Source organism: Nocardia sp. NPDC001965, assembly GCF_053594175.1.
Map to the genome: position 1 here is coordinate 15,955 of NZ_JBSFDZ010000024.1, position 16,367 is coordinate 32,321.

Consider the following 16,367-nt stretch of genomic DNA (forward strand, 5'->3'; position numbering starts at 1 on the left):
CCGGACAGAGCCGGTGCACGGCTCCGTCCCGGACGGTCGTGGACAGCACACCGGAACCGGACGCGTGGAAAGTGCGTACGGCCGATGGCGCGAACTGACCCGCGGGGATGGGATCTGGTCATCGGCCGGGCCGGTCGGCTGCCGATGGCCACCCCTCGCCAACCCCGTCGGGTAGCTCGTCGGTGCGTCACCCTTCGGGGCGGCTCGGTCTGGCCGAACAGGACAGAATGCCAGAGACTTCCGGATCCCGCAACATTTACGGTCGGGCTCCCCACCCTCGAATACGGCTCGGCGACAAGCACTTCCGCTGGTAGCACGGCTGGGACAAGATTCTGTCGGTGGGCTGCGATAGAAATCTCGAGACCGAGAAACGGGGGCACGATGACCGATAGAAACAGGTCCGCCGGATGACACAACGGTGGACCGAGAACCAGGTGAGCGCACTCGCACCCGATACGAGCTCGCTCGCCGCCGCACGCAAACTGGCCGGAAAATGGTCCGGCACCGGCTGCTCCGGGACCGCGGTCTGGGGTTCGTGCAAAGGCAGCGGGAAAACTCCGTACCAGACGATCGTCGATCTGGCCGGGCCCGCCTTCCGGTGCTCCTGCCCGAGCCGGAAGTTCCCGTGCAAACACGCCCTGTCGCTGCTGCTGCTCTGGTCGGTAGGCACCGTGACCGAGACCGCGGAAACCGCCGATTTCGCCGCCGAATGGCTGGACCGGCGCGCCACGAAGGCGGCCACCCCGCCGAAGAAATCCCGGGGCAGCGATCCGGCGACCGCTCAGCAGCGCCGTGGACGGGTGGAAGCCGGCCTCGCCGAGCTCGGCACCTGGCTGGCCGACCAGATTCGCACCGGTCTGGCCCAGACAGATCGATCCCATGCGGCATTCGAAGCGGTGGCCGCGCGTCTGGTGGACGCTCAGGCACCGGGCCCGGCCACCGTGATCCGCCGCTTGCCCGATTCGGTGGTGCGGCGGGCGGACTGGCCGGAGGTGGTGCTGGGCCGGTTCGCGTGGCTGCACCTGCTCATCACCGCGCATACGAAACTGGATACGCTGCCCGCGCCTTTGGCGGCGGCAGTCCGCAATCGTGTCGGCTATCCGACGGCGGCGGAATCGGTACAAGCCGAACCAGCGGTGGCCGACCGGTGGCTGACCGTCGGAATGCGTACCGAGGAAGAGGATCGGCTACACACTCGCCTGACCTGGCTCTACGGTCTGCGCACCGGACGCCGGGCAATGCTGGTGGACCATTCGTTCGGTTCGCCCGTCTTCACCGCGAACACCCCGCCCCTCGGGCTGGCGGCCGAATACGACCTGCACTTCTATCCGGTGGCGGCGCCGCTGCGCGCGGTGGCCGGACCGGATCGTGCCGATTCGCCGCCCACGCCCGCCGAACCTCCGGATACCGCCGGGCCGGGCAGTATCGCCGCGGCACTGACGGATTTCGCGACGGCGGCAGCCGCCGATCCGTGGCTGGAATCCTGGCCCGTATTGCTGCGCGGAGTCGTACCCGCCCAGGAGGGCGAGGACTGGCTGCTCGCCGAACCCGACGGTACGGCGCTGCCGCTGGCATCACCCGCAGAGCCGTGGCGGTTGCTCGCGCTGTCCGGCGGCCGGCCGCTGACCGTCTTCGGCCGCTGGACGGGCCACCGGCTCGAAGCGATCTCGGTGGTCTCCGGCGGCGAGTTCCACGATGCGGGCCCGACCGCGGATTCCGCCTGGTCCGCCGTCACCGCGACACCCGAGGCGGCCTCGATCGCCCTGCTGGGTACCGCGCGCGGTGCGGCCGGCCCACCGGGGCTGTCCGAACCGGTTTCCGCGGTGGTCACGGCGCTACCCGGCGGCGATACCGCCGACCGGCTGCTCGCGACCACCGCATTGGAAATGGCCTGGTCACGGGCCGGATATCTGCCACGCCGCGTCGAGGTCACCGGCGAACCGGCCGGGGACGACCCGCGGGCGGTATTGCCCCGCGCGGCAGCCGACCGGCTGGCGCTGCTGATCGGATCCCGACCCGATCTCCTGCCCGAATGGTTCGCTGCCGCGGCGCCGCACGATTACCGTGCCCCGGATCGGCTCACCGGGCAATTGCTCGAATTCGCCGCGGGCGACAGTGACTTGCGTGAGGCGGCGTTACTCCTGGCCGGCGCCCGCGGCCGCTGGCTGGCCGGGTGGATTCCACGCTGGCACGATCTGGTCCGCCGCGATACCACCCGACCCGAACCCGAAAACGAGACCTGGCACCTGGGGCGGCCGCCGGAACGCCTCCGCTGGCTGACCGAGTTGCGGCATCGCGACCCGATGGCCGCACGAGATGCCCTCGAGGCGGCCTGGCCGCGGGAATCGGGCGCTCCCAAGGCCGGACTGCTAGGTGTGCTGGCCGACGGATTGGGTCCCGCGGACGAGAACCTGCTCGAACGCGCACTCGACGATCGCCGGGGTGATGTGCGCCGCACCGCCGCCGAATTGCTCGCCCGCCTGCCCGGTTCGGCCTTCGCCGCACGGATGACCGCCCGCGCGGCCGACTGGCTGAAATGCGCGGCGGCCGGCGAAGGCTCCGAGCTGATCGTCGGTATTCCGGAGCAGCTCGACCAGGCGTCGATCCGCGACGGATTCACCGACGGCAGCACGGAGTTCGGCTACCGCTGGAACGGGCAACCGGATCTGGCCGCGACCAGGCTCCGCAAGCTCGTCGCCGGTCTGCCGCTGAGCTACTGGACCGAACAGCTCGGTCCGCCGGCCCTCGCCGTGGCGACACATGTGGACGACCGTTTCCGGCAACCGCTGTTCGACGGCTGGATGGACGCGGCACTCGCCCAGCGCGATACCGAATGGGGCCGGGCCCTGTTCACGGTCGGCATGCCGTCGAATCTGGCGATCCTGCGCCGGCGGGAATTGTTCGCGCTGATCCCGCCGGGTGATCAGCTCGGGCAGCTGCTCCGGCTGGGATCGGCCTGGCTGTCCGAACTCGAATCCCTGCTGCCCGCGGTGGCCCACCCGTGGCCCCCGGAACTGGCCCGGCATCTGCTGCACCTCTTCGAGGAGCGGGCCCGGACCGCGGCGGCCCGGCGGGGCGCACCGGGCACCTATCCCAGCGCGCACCGTTCGCTGTTGCACACCGCCGCTCTCCATCTACCACCCGAATGCGCGGGCGAGGTCACCGCGCTGGCCGGCCGCTGCGAAGCCGACGACTGGGCCGCGGCCCTCGGACTGCTCGCCCACGACCTCCACCAACGATCCGCGATGCTCGAGGAGCTGAAATGACCACCGTCGCCACCGAACCCGCCCCGGCGCTGCTGCGCCCGCACGCAGAACAGGCCTTCGCCGACGAACTGCGCGCCCTCGGCGCCGCGGACGATCGGCCGCGGCCGCCGTCGTGGACGATGTCGCCGTGGGCGGTGGTGACCTATCTGCTGGGCGGCACCCTCGCCGACGGCACCGTCATCACGCCGAAGTACGTGGGGCCACGCCGCCTCATGGAGGTCGCGGTCGCGACCCTGGCCACCGATCGCGCCCTGCTGCTGCTCGGCGTGCCCGGTACCGCGAAGACCTGGGTGTCCGAACATCTCGCGGCGGCCGTCAGCGGATCGTCGACCCTGCTGGTCCAGGGCACATCCGGTACCGCCGAGGAGGCGATCCGGTACGGCTGGAACTACGCCCGGCTGCTGGCGGAGGGTCCGAGCGACGCCGCACTGGTGCCCTCACCGATCCTCAATGCCATGCGCACCGGCGCGATCGCCCGGCTCGAGGAACTCACCCGGATCCCCTCGGATGTGCAGGACGCGCTGATCACGATCCTGTCCGAGAAGACCCTGCCGGTTCCCGAACTCGGTATGGAAGTGCAGGCCGCCAAGGGTTTCAATATCATCGCGACCGCCAACGACCGGGACCGCGGGGTGAACGAACTGTCCTCGGCGTTGCGCCGCCGGTTCAACACCGTGGTGCTCCCGCTGCCGGGCAGTGAGGCCGAGGAAATCGATATCGTGACCCGCCGGGTCGAGCAGCTGGGTTCCGCCCTCGAACTCCCCGAGGTCCCGGCCGCCGCCGAAGAGGTGCGTCGGGTGGTGCGGATCTTCCGGGAACTGCGCGCGGGCATCACCGCCGACGGCCGCACCAAACTGAAATCCCCGTCCGGCACGCTCTCCACCGCCGAGGCCATTTCGGTGATCACCAACGGGATGGCGCTGTCTGCGCATTTCGGTGACGGGGTCTTGCGGGCCGGCGATATCGCGGGCGCGGTGGTCGGTTCGGTGATCAAGGATCCGGTGGCCGATTCGGTCGTGTGGACCGAGTATCTCGAGGCGGTCGTGCGCGAGCGCCGGGAATGGTCCGATTTCTACCGCGCCTGCCGGGAGATCAACGGATGAGCCCCGCGGACGCGGGTGAACCCGGGCAGACCAGGGTCTACGGAATCCGGCATCACGGTCCCGGTTCGGCACGGTCGCTGCGGTCGGCGCTGGCGGAGTTCCGGCCCGATACCGTGCTGATCGAGGGTCCGGCGGACGCGGACCCCTTGGTGATCCATACAGCTGCCGCGTCGATGGCCCCGCCGGTCGCGCTGCTCGGCTATATCGCCGACGAACCGGCGCGCGCGGCCTTCTGGCCGTACGCGGTGTTCTCCCCGGAGTGGCAGGCGTTGCGCTACGCGGTCGACAACGATGTGCCGGTCCGGTTCTGCGATCTGCCCGCCGCGCAGGTGCTGGCAGCGGACGACCGGTCCGGCGGTCGCGACGCGCTCGCCGAACTGGCGGCCGCGGGCGGCTACGACGACGCCGAACGCTGGTGGGACGCGGTAGTCGAATCGAGTTCGGATACCGGGACCTTCGCGGCGATCACCGAGGCCATGGCCGCGCTCCGGGAGACCGCGGTGGTCGAGCCGGAGCCCGCCACCGGCGCCCCGGAGTCCGGAGCGACAGCGGGTGATCCGGCCGGTTCGCCGGGCGGCGATCCCACCGGTGGGCGCCCGGCCGCCGCGGTCGACGACACCGACGACACCGACGACACCGACGACACCGACCCGATAGCACCGGAACCCGAACCGCTGGTACTCGATCGGCATACCTTGATCCGGGAAGCTCATATGCGTCAGGTGCTGCGCAAGGCCCGCAGGGACGGTGCCCGCCGGATCGCCGTCGTCTGCGGCGCGTGGCACGCCCCCGCGCTCCAGGAGCCGCTCGGCCCCGCTGCCGCCGATATCCGTCTGCTCAAGGGCCTACCGAAGGTCAAGGCGACCTTGACCTGGGTGCCCTGGACACATTCCCGGCTGGCCGCGGCATCCGGTTACGGCGCGGGAGTCGTCTCGCCGGGGTGGTATCACCATCTGTTCAGCGAGACCGAGCGGCCCGTCGCGTCCTGGCTCACCAAGGTGGCGGGTGTCCTGCGCGGCCACGATCTGCCGGTGTCGAGTGCCCACATCATCGAGGCCGTGCGACTGGCCGAAACCCTGGCGGCGCTGCGGACCCGGCCGTTGGCCGGGCTCTCCGAGGTCACCGAGGCGACCCGGGCGGTGCTGTGCGAGGGCGACGAGACCATGCTGCGGCTGGTCGGTACGGAACTGGTCGTCGGTGAGGCACTGGGCACGGTACCGCCCGAGGCACCGACCGTACCGCTGGAAGCCGATCTACGAGCCGCCGCCCGGACGCTGCGGCTGAAACAGGAGGCACTGGTCCGGACTCTGGATCTGGATCTGCGCAAAGAACGCGATATCGCCAGATCCCGGCTGCTGCACCGGCTGCGGCTGCTGGGGGTGCACTGGGGTACCCCCGGCACCGGTACCGTCCGGTCGACCGGCACCTTCCGGGAGACCTGGGAACTGCGCTGGGAACCGGAGTTCGCGGTCCGGGTGATCGAGGCGTCCCGGTGGGGTACGACGGTGCGGGGGGCGGCGGAGGCGAAGATCCTCGATACGGCGGCGCGGCCGGGCAGCGGGGTCACCGAGCTCACCGACGCATTGGAATTCGCGCTGCTCGCGGATCTCCCGGGCGCCCTCGACGGATTGATCGCCCGGCTCGATTCGGCGGCAGCGGTGGACCACGACATGACCCACCTGCTGGCGGCCCTGCCGGGTGTGCTCCGCACGTTGCGGTACGGGGACGTCCGGGGTACCGACACCTCCGCCCTCGGCCATGTCGCGGACGGCATGCTGGTCCGGATCTGCGCCGGACTACCCGCCGCGGTCACCGGCCTCGGTGACGATACCGCCGCGGCCCTACGCGATCAGCTCGATACCGCAACCACCGCGATACATACCCGCGATCACACCGAATCCACCGAACAGTGGCTGGCGGTGCTGGCCCGGCTGGCCGACCGGCCCGATGTGCACGGTCTGCTGGTGGGCCGGGCAGTGCGCCTGCTCTGCGACGCCGACCGATTCGATACCGACGAGGCCGCCCGGCGGCTGGCCGCGGCGCTGTCGATCGGCAACACCGCGTCCGCGAAGGCGGCCTGGGTCGACGGTTTCGTAGGCGGTCGCGGGCTGGTGCTGGTCCACGACCGGGCCCTGCTGCGGCTGATCGACGATTGGGTCACCGGACTGTCCGAGGACCACTTCGTCGAGGTCGTCCCGCTGCTGCGCCGCACTTTCGGCGCCTTCGAATCCGGGGAGCGGCGCGCGATCGGCGAGGCGGTCCGCGCCGGGGGCCCGGCCGCGACCACGGCCGCCACCCTCGACATCGATCCCGAACGCGGCCTGCTCGCCTTGCGTACCGTCGCCGAAATCCTGGGAGTTCCCGTATGAGCACGACCGCCCCGCACGAGATCACCGACGAGGCACGATTGCGCCGCTGGCGTCTCGTCCTCGGGTCGGCCGCGGAAACGTCGCTCGGCGGACTCGGTACCGCCGACGACAAAGCCATCGACAAGGCCCTCGGCGCGGTCTACGACACCGGCGCCGGCGGTTCGCGCGGAGACCGGGCCGGCGGCCTCGGCGGTTCGGCCCCGCGGGTGGCCCGCTGGCTGGGCGATATCCGCACCTATTTCCCGTCGACCGTCGTCGAGGTGGTCCAGCGCGACGCAGTGGAACGGCTGAACCTCACCCAGTTGCTGCTGGAGCCGGAACTGATGGAGGCGGTCGAACCCGACGTGCATCTGGTCGGCACCCTGCTCGGTCTCAATCGGGTGATTCCGGAGACCACCAAGGCGACCGCCCGGATGGTGGTGTCGAAGGTGGTGAAGGAGATCGAACAACGGATCGCCACCAAAACGGTGGCGGCGGTGAGCGGGGCGCTCAACCGCTCGGCCCGCACCTCCCGTCCCAAACCGCGCGATATCGATTTCGATCGCACCATCCGCAAGAACCTCGCCAATTATCTGCCGGAGCAGCGCACCGTCATCGCCGAGCGGCTGGTGGGTTACGGCAGGCGCGCCCAGGCGGTGCATCGCGACGTGATCCTGGCGATCGACCAATCGGGGTCGATGGCGTCCAGCGTGGTCTATTCGTCGGTCTTCGGCGCGGTCCTGGCGTCGATGCGGTCGCTGCGCACCTCGCTGGTGGTCTTCGACACCGAGGTCGTGGATCTCACCGAAAAACTGTCCGACCCTGTCGATGTGCTGTTCGGCACCCAGCTCGGTGGCGGCACCTATATCAACCGGGCCATCGCCTACTGTCAAACGCTGATCACCCGCCCCGCCGACAGCCTGTTCTTCCTCATCTCCGATCTCTACGAGGGCGGGGTGCGGGAGGAGATGTTGCGCCGCGTCCACGCCATGAAGGAGTCCGGTGTGCAGGTAGTGGTCCTGCTGGCGCTCTCCGACGACGGCGCGCCCTCCTACGACCGTGAGAACGCGGCAGCGCTGGCGGCACTCGGTGTCCCGGCGTTCGCCTGCACTCCCGATCGGTTCCCGGATCTGCTGGCGCAGGCGCTGAACCGGGGCGATCTCATGCACTGGGGTAAGTGACCCGGCCCGATCGTGAATTGTGATCGGGCCCGGTGAGCGGAACGCGAAGGGCGGCGGGAACTCTCGATCCGAGTCGTTCCCGGCGCACCGCCCGTCGTGTACCTCGCCGGTACGGACCGCGAAAATAATGGTACATATCGCAACCGGAGCAGACGCAATTCAGGTCGTTGCGCGGCCTGAACAACGGACCCACACATGTGATCGGCCGCTGCGCCACCCACCTGCCGCCGGCCGCGGACGATCCCACGGCATCGACCAGCGAGGTGATCACGGCGGAGGTGACGGGTGGCGGTATTCCGACCGGTAGCAGCGGCGGCTGATCCGGAAGTTCCGCACGACCAGAGGTAGACCACGGCGATGCTCCCGTAGGACGATATCGATCGACTGCCGGCGTGCGCGCCGGTGCTGTCCCGGGACGAGATCCGCGCCGTGGCCCGTACGGCCGGGCCACGGCGCGGATCTCTCACAGGTCGGCGATCGCGGCCAGCGGCGGGGTGCGAGCAGCCCGGACCGCGGGCCAGAGCGCCGCCAGCACACCCACGACCGCCGAGCCGACCAGCATGTACACCAGCTGATCCCACGGCACCGCGATCTGATCGAGCCCGAGATCGCGCAGGGTGCGCAGGAATCCGACACCGAGCCCGAGCCCCAGAACCGCACCGACCAGCGCGCCGAACACCGCGATCAACATCGATTCCAGATAGATCGTGCGACGTACCTGCGCCCGCTGGGTACCCACCGCACGCAGCATGCCGATCTCACGGCGTCGCTCCACCACCGACAATGCCAGCGTGTTGACGATGCCGAGGACCGCGATCACCACAGCCAGTGCGAGCAGCCCGTAGAGGATTGCCAGCAGATTGTTGATCTGCTTGGCATTCTCGCCCTTGAATTCCTCCCGGTCCTGGACCTGCACGATCACGAATTCCTCGGTGGCACGCTCCAGATCGGTGCGCATGGACGCGAGGTCGGTACCGGGCCGGGCCTTGATCAGCACCACGGCGTCGGCTCGCATGGCGACCGGGACCGCGCGCTCGTAGACGGTCGGCGGCACGATCAGGGGACCCAGTACCTGCGAATCCACGTAGACCCCGGAGACGGTGAGCGGGATCTCCGTCCCGTCGAGGGTTTTCACCGGGAGCCGGTCCCCTGCGGTCACCCCGTGTTCCTCGGCTTCGTCCTGGCCCAGCAGGATTTCCGAATCTCCCAGCGTCGCCGAACCGCTCAGCATATCCAGGTTCACGACCTGATCCAGCGGACCGTCGGGCGCGGTGCCGAACTCGTCGTCGCCGCCGATCTTCAATGCGACACCGCGCATCCCGACCGTCTGCGCCGCCGCGGGAACCTTGGCCCGTACCGCATCGGCGGCACCGGTCGGGACCCCCATCATCTGCGGTCCGGTGAGGACGTAGTCGGCTTCGACCCCCTGATCCACCAGGCGGGAGATACTGACCTTCGCCGATTCGCCCAGCATCCCGATGGCGGTGACCAACATCAGACCCAGCGTCAGCGCGAAGGCCGTGGCGGCGGTACGGCGCGGGTTGCGGACAGCATTGTTGCGGGCCATCCGCCCGATCGACCCGAACGGCCTGATGAGCCATCCCAGCCCGGCCAGCACGGGACGCGACAGCGCCGGCGAGGCGAACAACACGGCCAGGATCAGGCCCAGCGCGCCGACGCCGACAACGGCGGCCGCGCCACCACCGGTCTGCCGGGCACCCAGCACGACCAGCACAATGCCCACCACCGCGAGTACCGCACCGGTCACCGTGCGGGCTCGCAGCGAGTCCCCGATGGAGGCGAATTCCTCGCGCATGGCCTGTACCGGCGGGATCCGGGAGGCCCGCCGGGCCGGTGCGTACGCACTCACCACCGTGACCAGCAGGCCGACCACGAAGGCGACAGCCACGGTCCGCGGCAGAACGGCCATCCGACCGGTGGGCAATCCGAGGTCGAACGCGTTCAGCAGACCGGCCAGACCGTAGGCGAGCGCGATACCGGCCAGCAGTCCGAGCAGGCTGCCGAGCACACCCACGACGAGCGCCTCCCCGACCACCGATCGGCCCACCTGGCCGCGGCTGGCGCCAACGGCCCGCAGCAGCGCGAGTTCGCGCAGTCGCTGGGCCACCAGCATCGAGAAGGTGTTGTAGATGATGAAGGTGCCGACGATCAGCGCAATGGCACCGAAGGCCAGCAGGAAGTAGTTCAGGAAGTTCAACGCCTCGGAGATCTGCGCCTTCATATCGGCGCGCACCTGATCACCGTTCTGCACCTTGTAGTCCGGATACAGCATGGACAGCCGATCGCGCAGGGTGTCGCCCGGAATGCCCTCGGCGGCGATATCGAGGTAGGCGATATGGTCCCCGTCGGTGAACAGTTCCCGGGCCTGGGCCTCGGTGAACTGCAGGCCGATGAAGCCGCCGGTATCCGACGGCGGGGCGTAGGTACCGGTGAGCGTCACATCGATGGGCCCGCCGTGAGACGGGACCAGCACCTTGGTGTGGTCGCCGACCTTCAGACCGGCCCGTTCGGCGGCGCCGGTGTTGAGCGCTATCTGGCCGGGTTCGGCCGGGGGCACCCCCTCGACGAACGGATCGGGTTCGGCGACCGCCTGCTGCGGCGGAATATAGGCCTGGCCCCAGCTGGGGGCGCCGCCGGTCTGCACCGCTTTCTTCCCGGTCGGGTCGAGCAGTACCACCGACCCTTCGATACCGGGGGCCACCGTCCGGACCCCGTCCATACCGGCGACGCGGTCCACCACATCCTGGGGAATGCCCGCGGACTGCCGCTCCTCCGGGCTGATCCGCACATCGACGCCTTTGGCCTCGCCTGCGAAGATGCCGTCGAAGGTGCGCTGCAGCGTATCGGTGAAAACGAACGAGCCCGCGATGAACGCGGTCCCGAGAACCACCGAGAGCAGAGTCAGGACCAGCCGCACTTTGTGCGCGGCGAGATTGCGCAGGGCCACCCTGCGCATGGGATGGGCAGCCACTACCGGACCACCTTCGCCGCCCGGACCCGCACCGCGGACCCGATGCCGCCGCCCGCCTCGCGGTACGTCACCGGACCTCCAGGGCTTTCATCCGGTCCAGCACCGAATCGGCGGTCGGGTCGCGCATCTCGTCCACTATCCGGCCGTCGGCCAGGAACACGACCCGGTCGGCGTAGGCCGCGGCGGTGGGTTCGTGGGTCACGATCACGACCGTCTGACCGAATTCGTCGACCGCCGCCCGCAGGATGGACAGCACCTCGCCGGAGGATCGGGAGTCCAGATTGCCGGTCGGTTCGTCGCCGAAGATGATCTGCGGTTTTCCGGCCAGCGCCCGCGCGCAGGCGACCCGCTGCTGCTGACCGCCCGACAGTTCGCTGGGCCGATGACCGAGCCGGTCCTCGAGACCGAGTCGCTTCAGCACCGTGGCGAGCCATTCGGCGTCCGGGGCGCGGCCGGCGATATCCAGCGGCAGGGTGATGTTCTCCAGCGCGGTCAGCGTCGGGACCAGGTTGAATGCCTGGAAGACGAAGCCGATGCGGTCCCGCCGCAGCGCGGTCATCTGTTTATCGGTCAGATCGGTGAGCTCGGTATCGCCGATCACCACCCGGCCCGAACTGGCCTCGTCCAACCCGGCCAGACAGTGCATCAGGGTCGATTTCCCGGAGCCGGAGGGGCCCATGATCGCGGTGAACTCGCCCCGCGCGAAATCGACCGATACGGCATCCAGCGCGGTGACCCGGGTGTCCCCGGTCCCGTAGACCTTGGTCAGTTCGATGGCGCCGGCGGCGACGGTGGACGGGGTGCCCGGCTCGGCCGGGTCCACGTCGACAGCGTGAGCAGTCATGGGTCCAGTGTGTCGGGCCGTCGCAAACCGCGCCATCCGGGATCGCCCTGACCGGGTGTACGCCCTCCGGCATCCCCGGATACCCGGCCGGGATGACGGCCCGGACACGACACGGCGGGCACCGCCGTACGCGGTGCCCGCCGTTGTCGCCGTGCCTCAGTTCAGCGGCGCCGACTTCCACCAGGTCAGCATCTCGTCGACGGTGCCGACGATACCGTCGGTGTACATCAGGTACTGGGCCCGTTCCGGATGGTTGGTGAACACCGTGACCATTTTCGGGCCGTCGCTGTCCCATTTGTAGTTGGTGTAGGTCCGGCCGTTGTTGGTATCGCTGGACTTCTCCGCGGTGGCGGGCAGTCCCTTCACCACCGAATCGACATCGGTCGCGGAGGCGTAGGCGTAGATCCGGTAGAACGGATCGTCGTTGTCGTTACCGCCGTAGCAACGCCACTGCCAGGCCCATTTGCCTAAATCGGGTTCGCCGTCGTCGGGGCTGGGGGTGTAGCTGCTGTCGGTCTCCCAGCATTTCGCGCTGTTGTAGCCGACTTCTTCCGAGGTCGACTTCGGCACCAGCCGCGGGAATTCCTTGCTGATGGAATCCGCGGTCGCGGGTACCGGTGCGGCAGTGGACTGGGTGCTGGTCCCGGCGGCCGTGGGGTCGGTTCCGCCGCCGCTGTCGCTGGTGGCCAGCGCCACCACCCCGATCACGACACCGACCAGTACCACCAGCCCGATACAGATGGCGGCGATCAGTCCGGTGTTCGATTTGGGCGGCCGCTGTCCCTGCGGGACCTGTGACATCGGCTGCGGATAGCTGGTGGGCTGGGTGTAGCCGCCCGGCGTCCCTCCGCCGAAGGGCTGGCCGACCTGGTTGGTGTAGCCGAGGGTGCCGCCGTAGGGCTGCTGGTGCACGTCACCGGGGCCCTGCTGGAACCCACTCGCGTATTGCTGCTGGCCCTGCGCACCGGCATAGGGCTGGCCCTGGACGCCGCTGGCGTACGGCTGCGCCTGGACGCCGCTACCGTACGGTTGCGCCTGGGCGCCGCTCGCGTAGGGCTGGGGGGCGACGGTGCTCGGATACTGGTTCGCGCCGCTGCTGTAGGGGCCGGGCTGGTGGAGCGGGTTGATCGCCGTCGGCGCCACACCCTGCGGGATCCCCGGCGAACCGGGCGACGCCAGCGCGTGTTTGGCCGCTTCGGCGAATTCGGTGCACGAGGTGAACCGGTCGTCGGGACGTTTCGCCATCGCCTTGGCCAGTACGGCGTCCAGCGAAGGTGGCAGTTCCGGCCGGGCCGCGCTCAGCGACGGCGGCGGCGACTGCAGATGGCCCTGGATGACCCCCGCCGGATTGGTGGAGGCGAACGGCCCGCTGCCGGTGAGCAACCAGTACAGCGAACAGGCCAGCGAATACTGGTCCGAACGGTGGTCGAGGTCGGCGCCGGTGAGCTGCTCCGGCGAGGCATAGGCCAGCGTGGCGGTGAACGTTCCGGTCTGGGTGAGATGTCCGGTGTCGTCGCGCAGGCGGGCGATACCGAAATCGGTCAGGTACACCCGTTCACCGCGGCCACCGGTGGAACGCGCCAGCAGGATGTTGGCCGGTTTCACGTCCCGGTGCATCACGCCCATCCCGTGCGCGTAGTCGAGCGCGGACCCGGTTTCGGCGATGATCTGGACCGCTCGCTCGGGCGGCAGCCTCTGCGGATCCACCGAGGCGGCGTCGATACCGTCGATGAACTGCATCGAGATCCACAGCTGTTCGTCCTCGAGACCACGGTCGTAGACCGTGACGATATTGGGGTGGTCCAGCCGGGCGACCAGATCCGCCTCCCGTTCGAATCTGGCGCGCACCTCCTTGTCGAAGAACATCTCCCGATTCAGCAGCTTCAGCGCTGTCATCCGCGGCAGCCGCGGATGCTTCGCAAGGTAGACCGAGCCCATCCCACCCCGGCCGAGTTGCCGGTCGATGACATAGCCGGCGAAAACATCGCCGTTGGCCAGCATGTCTGCTCCAATTCCCGCCTGCGGGACCGGGACCCACCGGTACGCAGGCGTAGACGAAAAGCGCGTCCGGACCGCACTGGTCCTCCGCACGCGAAATCATCGAAACCATAGCAGCAGTCGAAAGGGCACCGAGGGCTCTCACCGGTACGCATACGCAGCCGCAACACGGTCGCTACGACTACGGCGGCCGGTCGGGCCCGCGCCGGTCGCGCCGTGATCGGAGTGCCGGCACTCGGGACACGCGCCGGAAGGAATGCCGGCACTGTGCGCGTCACCGTCGACGGGACACAGATCCGGATCCGTACGGACCTGCACAACACTCTGTGGGCCCTGTTGGACTGGATCTACTCGTCTACGGCGAAGCGGCGGGATCTGCGGGCGGCCGGTGTGGTGGTACCGCCGGTGCTCCCGCCCCGGGCCGGTTGCGGAATCCAGGGAGTTCGATCATCGCCGACTCGGCCGGACCCGAACGGTGCGGCCGGTCCGGACGGGTGATCCGCTCGTCGGCCGGGGAAACGGTCTCGGGCGCACGACGGGCGCCGGGGCCGGGCTGCCGGAACTCCGCCGAGCCGTGGTGCGGTCCGGGCGCACCCGGCGGCCGATGGTCACCCGGCGCCGGCCCACTCGGACCGGGCTGCCGGAATTCGGCGGATCTGTACGGCGGACCCGATGTGGGCTGCGGATACTCGGTCGACGGATGCCGCGGCGCGGCGGGGCCCGGGCGGCGGTATTCGGTGGACGGATAGGGCGGCCCGCCCCGGGCCGGCGGCTGCCGGAATTCGCCGGAACCGTAGCCCGGCGGGGGCCCGGGGGGCCGGCCGGTCGGTGCCGGATGCCGCTGGTCGGAACGCAATCGAACCCCTGGTGGCCGACCGCCGCGGGGCCCGGGCGGACGCAGTGCGCGGGCGGCGGCGACAGCGAATTCGGCACAGCTGAGGAATCGATCGGTGGGGCTTTTCGCCAGTGCCCGCGCCAGTACATCGTCGAGAGCCGGTGGCAGCCCGGCCCGGATCCGGCTGACCCTGGGCACCGGGGCGGTCAGGTGGGCCTGGATGAGTTCGGCCGGATTGCTGCCCCGGTACGGCCCGGACCCGGTGAGCAGCCAGAACAGTGTGCAGGCCAGCGAGTACTGATCGCCGCGCTGATCGAGTTTCGCGCCGGTGAGCTGTTCGGGTGCGGCGTAGGCCAGGGTCGCGGTGATGGTGTCGGCGGCCGCGATGGTGGTTTCGGCGTCACGTACCCCGGCGATCCCGAAGTCGGTGAGCAGTACCCGTTCCGGCTGCCCGATGGGCGGTTTCGCGAGCAGGATGTTGCCCGGTTTCACATCCCGGTGCAGTACTCCGTTGGCGTGGGCGAAATCGAGGGCGATCCCGGTGTCGGCCACGATCTGTACAGCTCGGCGGGGATCGAGGACGTGCAGATCCACCAGCGAGGCGTCGGAGCCCGGTACATACTGCATCGAGATCCAGAGCTGTTCGCCCTCGGCGCCGCGGTCGTAGACGGTGACGATGTTCGGATGCTCGAGCCGGCCCGCGAGTTCGGATTCACGTTCGAACCGCAGCCGGATCTCCCTGTCGGAGTAGAGGTCCGGGTTGAGCAGTTTCAGCGCGACCAGCCGCGGGAGCCGCGGATGCCGGGCGAGGAACACCATGCCCATACCGCCGACGCCCAACCGCCGCCGGATCGCGTAGCCCGCGAAGTCGTCACCGGGCTCCAGCATGGCCGATTCCCCCTCCTCGGGTCGTACGCGTTTCTTCCGGTGTATCTTCCCGCACCACCCGGGTGCAACACGAGGCCCGGCTGTCGGCCGGGGCCGATAGTCTGACGCTATGCGCATTGGAGCACACGTCCGCACGGACAGCGACCCGATCGGGTACGGCGAGCGACTCGGCGCCGATGTCGTCCAATTGTTCGTGGTGGATCCACAGAGCTGGGACAAACCGCAACCGCATCCGGCGACCGAGCAGATCCGGGCCAGCCCGATCGATGTGGTGGTCCACTCCTCCTATCAGATCAATGTCGCCAGCACCAACAACCGGCTGCGGATGCCGTCACGTAACGCGGTGGCCCTGCAGGCGCAGGCGGCCGCCGACCTCGGCGCGTTCGGCTTGGTCGTGCACGGCGGCCATGTGCGCTCGGACGCCGAGATGGAGGCCGGGTTCGTCAACTGGCGCAAACTCTTCGAACGTCAGCAGGACAAGGGCGGTTTCGCGGTACCGATCCTGATCGAGAACACCGCCGGTGGCAACCACGCGATGGCCCGGTATTTCGACAATATCGCCCGCCTGTGGGACGCCGTCGGCGAATACGGTGCCGGTTTCTGCCTGGACACCTGTCACGCGTGGGCGGGCGGCGAGGATCTGGTGGGTGTGGTCGAGCGGATCCGGGCCATCACGGGCCGGATCGATCTGGTGCATCTCAATTCCTCCCGCGACGAGTTCGATTCGGGTGCCGACCGGCATGCCAACTTCGCCGAGGGCACCATCGATCCGCAGCTGCTCACCGAGGTGTGCCGTACCGCGGACGCGCCGGTGGTGCTGGAGACCCCGGCCGAGGGGCTGGCCGACGATCTGGCCTATCTGCGCGAACACCTCGGCTGACCACGCGCTCCCGGCGTCGTCGGCGCCGGGAC

General features: G+C 69.4%; 9 protein-coding genes. 5 read left to right on the forward strand and 4 right to left on the reverse strand.

The features are described from left to right. The first annotated feature begins 407 nt into the window (after positions 1–407). Genes ACWCPQ_RS26215 through ACWCPQ_RS26230 form a run of 4 tightly spaced genes read left to right on the forward strand, consistent with a single transcriptional unit; the run spans position 408 to position 7,898 of the window. Complete coding sequence (locus ACWCPQ_RS26215; protein ID WP_449903493.1) at positions 408–3,266, forward strand: DUF5691 domain-containing protein; 2,859 nt, start codon at positions 408–410, stop codon at positions 3,264–3,266. Next, on the forward strand, positions 3,263–4,369 hold the full coding sequence (locus ACWCPQ_RS26220; protein ID WP_449903496.1) for an ATP-binding protein: 1,107 nt from the start codon (positions 3,263–3,265) through the stop codon (positions 4,367–4,369). Before ACWCPQ_RS26215 ends, ACWCPQ_RS26220 begins: the two co-directional genes overlap by 4 nt. Then, positions 4,366–6,738 (forward strand): DUF5682 family protein, encoded by a 2,373-nt coding sequence (locus ACWCPQ_RS26225; RefSeq protein ID WP_449903499.1) that lies wholly within the window; start codon positions 4,366–4,368, stop codon positions 6,736–6,738. The genes ACWCPQ_RS26220 and ACWCPQ_RS26225 overlap by 4 nt, the downstream gene beginning before the upstream one ends. Beyond that, entirely contained in the window at positions 6,735–7,898 is a 1,164-nt protein-coding gene (locus ACWCPQ_RS26230) for a VWA domain-containing protein (protein WP_449903502.1), read from the forward strand. Before ACWCPQ_RS26225 ends, ACWCPQ_RS26230 begins: the two co-directional genes overlap by 4 nt. Before the next feature lie 463 nt (positions 7,899–8,361). Here ACWCPQ_RS26230 and ACWCPQ_RS26235 read toward each other — a convergent pair whose 3' ends face one another. From ACWCPQ_RS26235 to ACWCPQ_RS26250, 4 genes are all read right to left on the reverse strand, one after another. After that, a complete protein-coding gene (locus ACWCPQ_RS26235; protein ID WP_449903632.1) occupies positions 8,362–10,875 on the reverse strand; it encodes an ABC transporter permease in 2,514 nt (837 codons plus the stop codon). 82 nt (positions 10,876–10,957) lie between these two features. Further along, on the reverse strand, positions 10,958–11,734 hold the full coding sequence (locus tag ACWCPQ_RS26240) for an ABC transporter ATP-binding protein (RefSeq protein WP_449903504.1): 777 nt from the start codon (positions 11,732–11,734) through the stop codon (positions 10,958–10,960). A gap of 156 nt (positions 11,735–11,890) precedes the next feature. Beyond that, positions 11,891–13,735, reverse strand: coding sequence for a protein kinase domain-containing protein (locus ACWCPQ_RS26245; protein WP_449903507.1), 1,845 nt, complete (start codon positions 13,733–13,735; stop codon positions 11,891–11,893). A gap of 352 nt (positions 13,736–14,087) precedes the next feature. Next, the gene (locus tag ACWCPQ_RS26250; RefSeq protein WP_449903509.1) at positions 14,088–15,455 is read right to left on the reverse strand and encodes a protein kinase domain-containing protein; all 1,368 of its coding nucleotides are present in this window, start codon (positions 15,453–15,455) and stop codon (positions 14,088–14,090) included. Positions 15,456–15,564: 109 nt separating this feature from the next. Here ACWCPQ_RS26250 and ACWCPQ_RS26255 point away from each other — a divergent pair, with 109 nt between their 5' ends. Then, entirely contained in the window at positions 15,565–16,335 is a 771-nt protein-coding gene (locus ACWCPQ_RS26255) for a deoxyribonuclease IV (protein WP_449903511.1), read from the forward strand. Positions 16,336–16,367 lie beyond the last annotated feature (32 nt).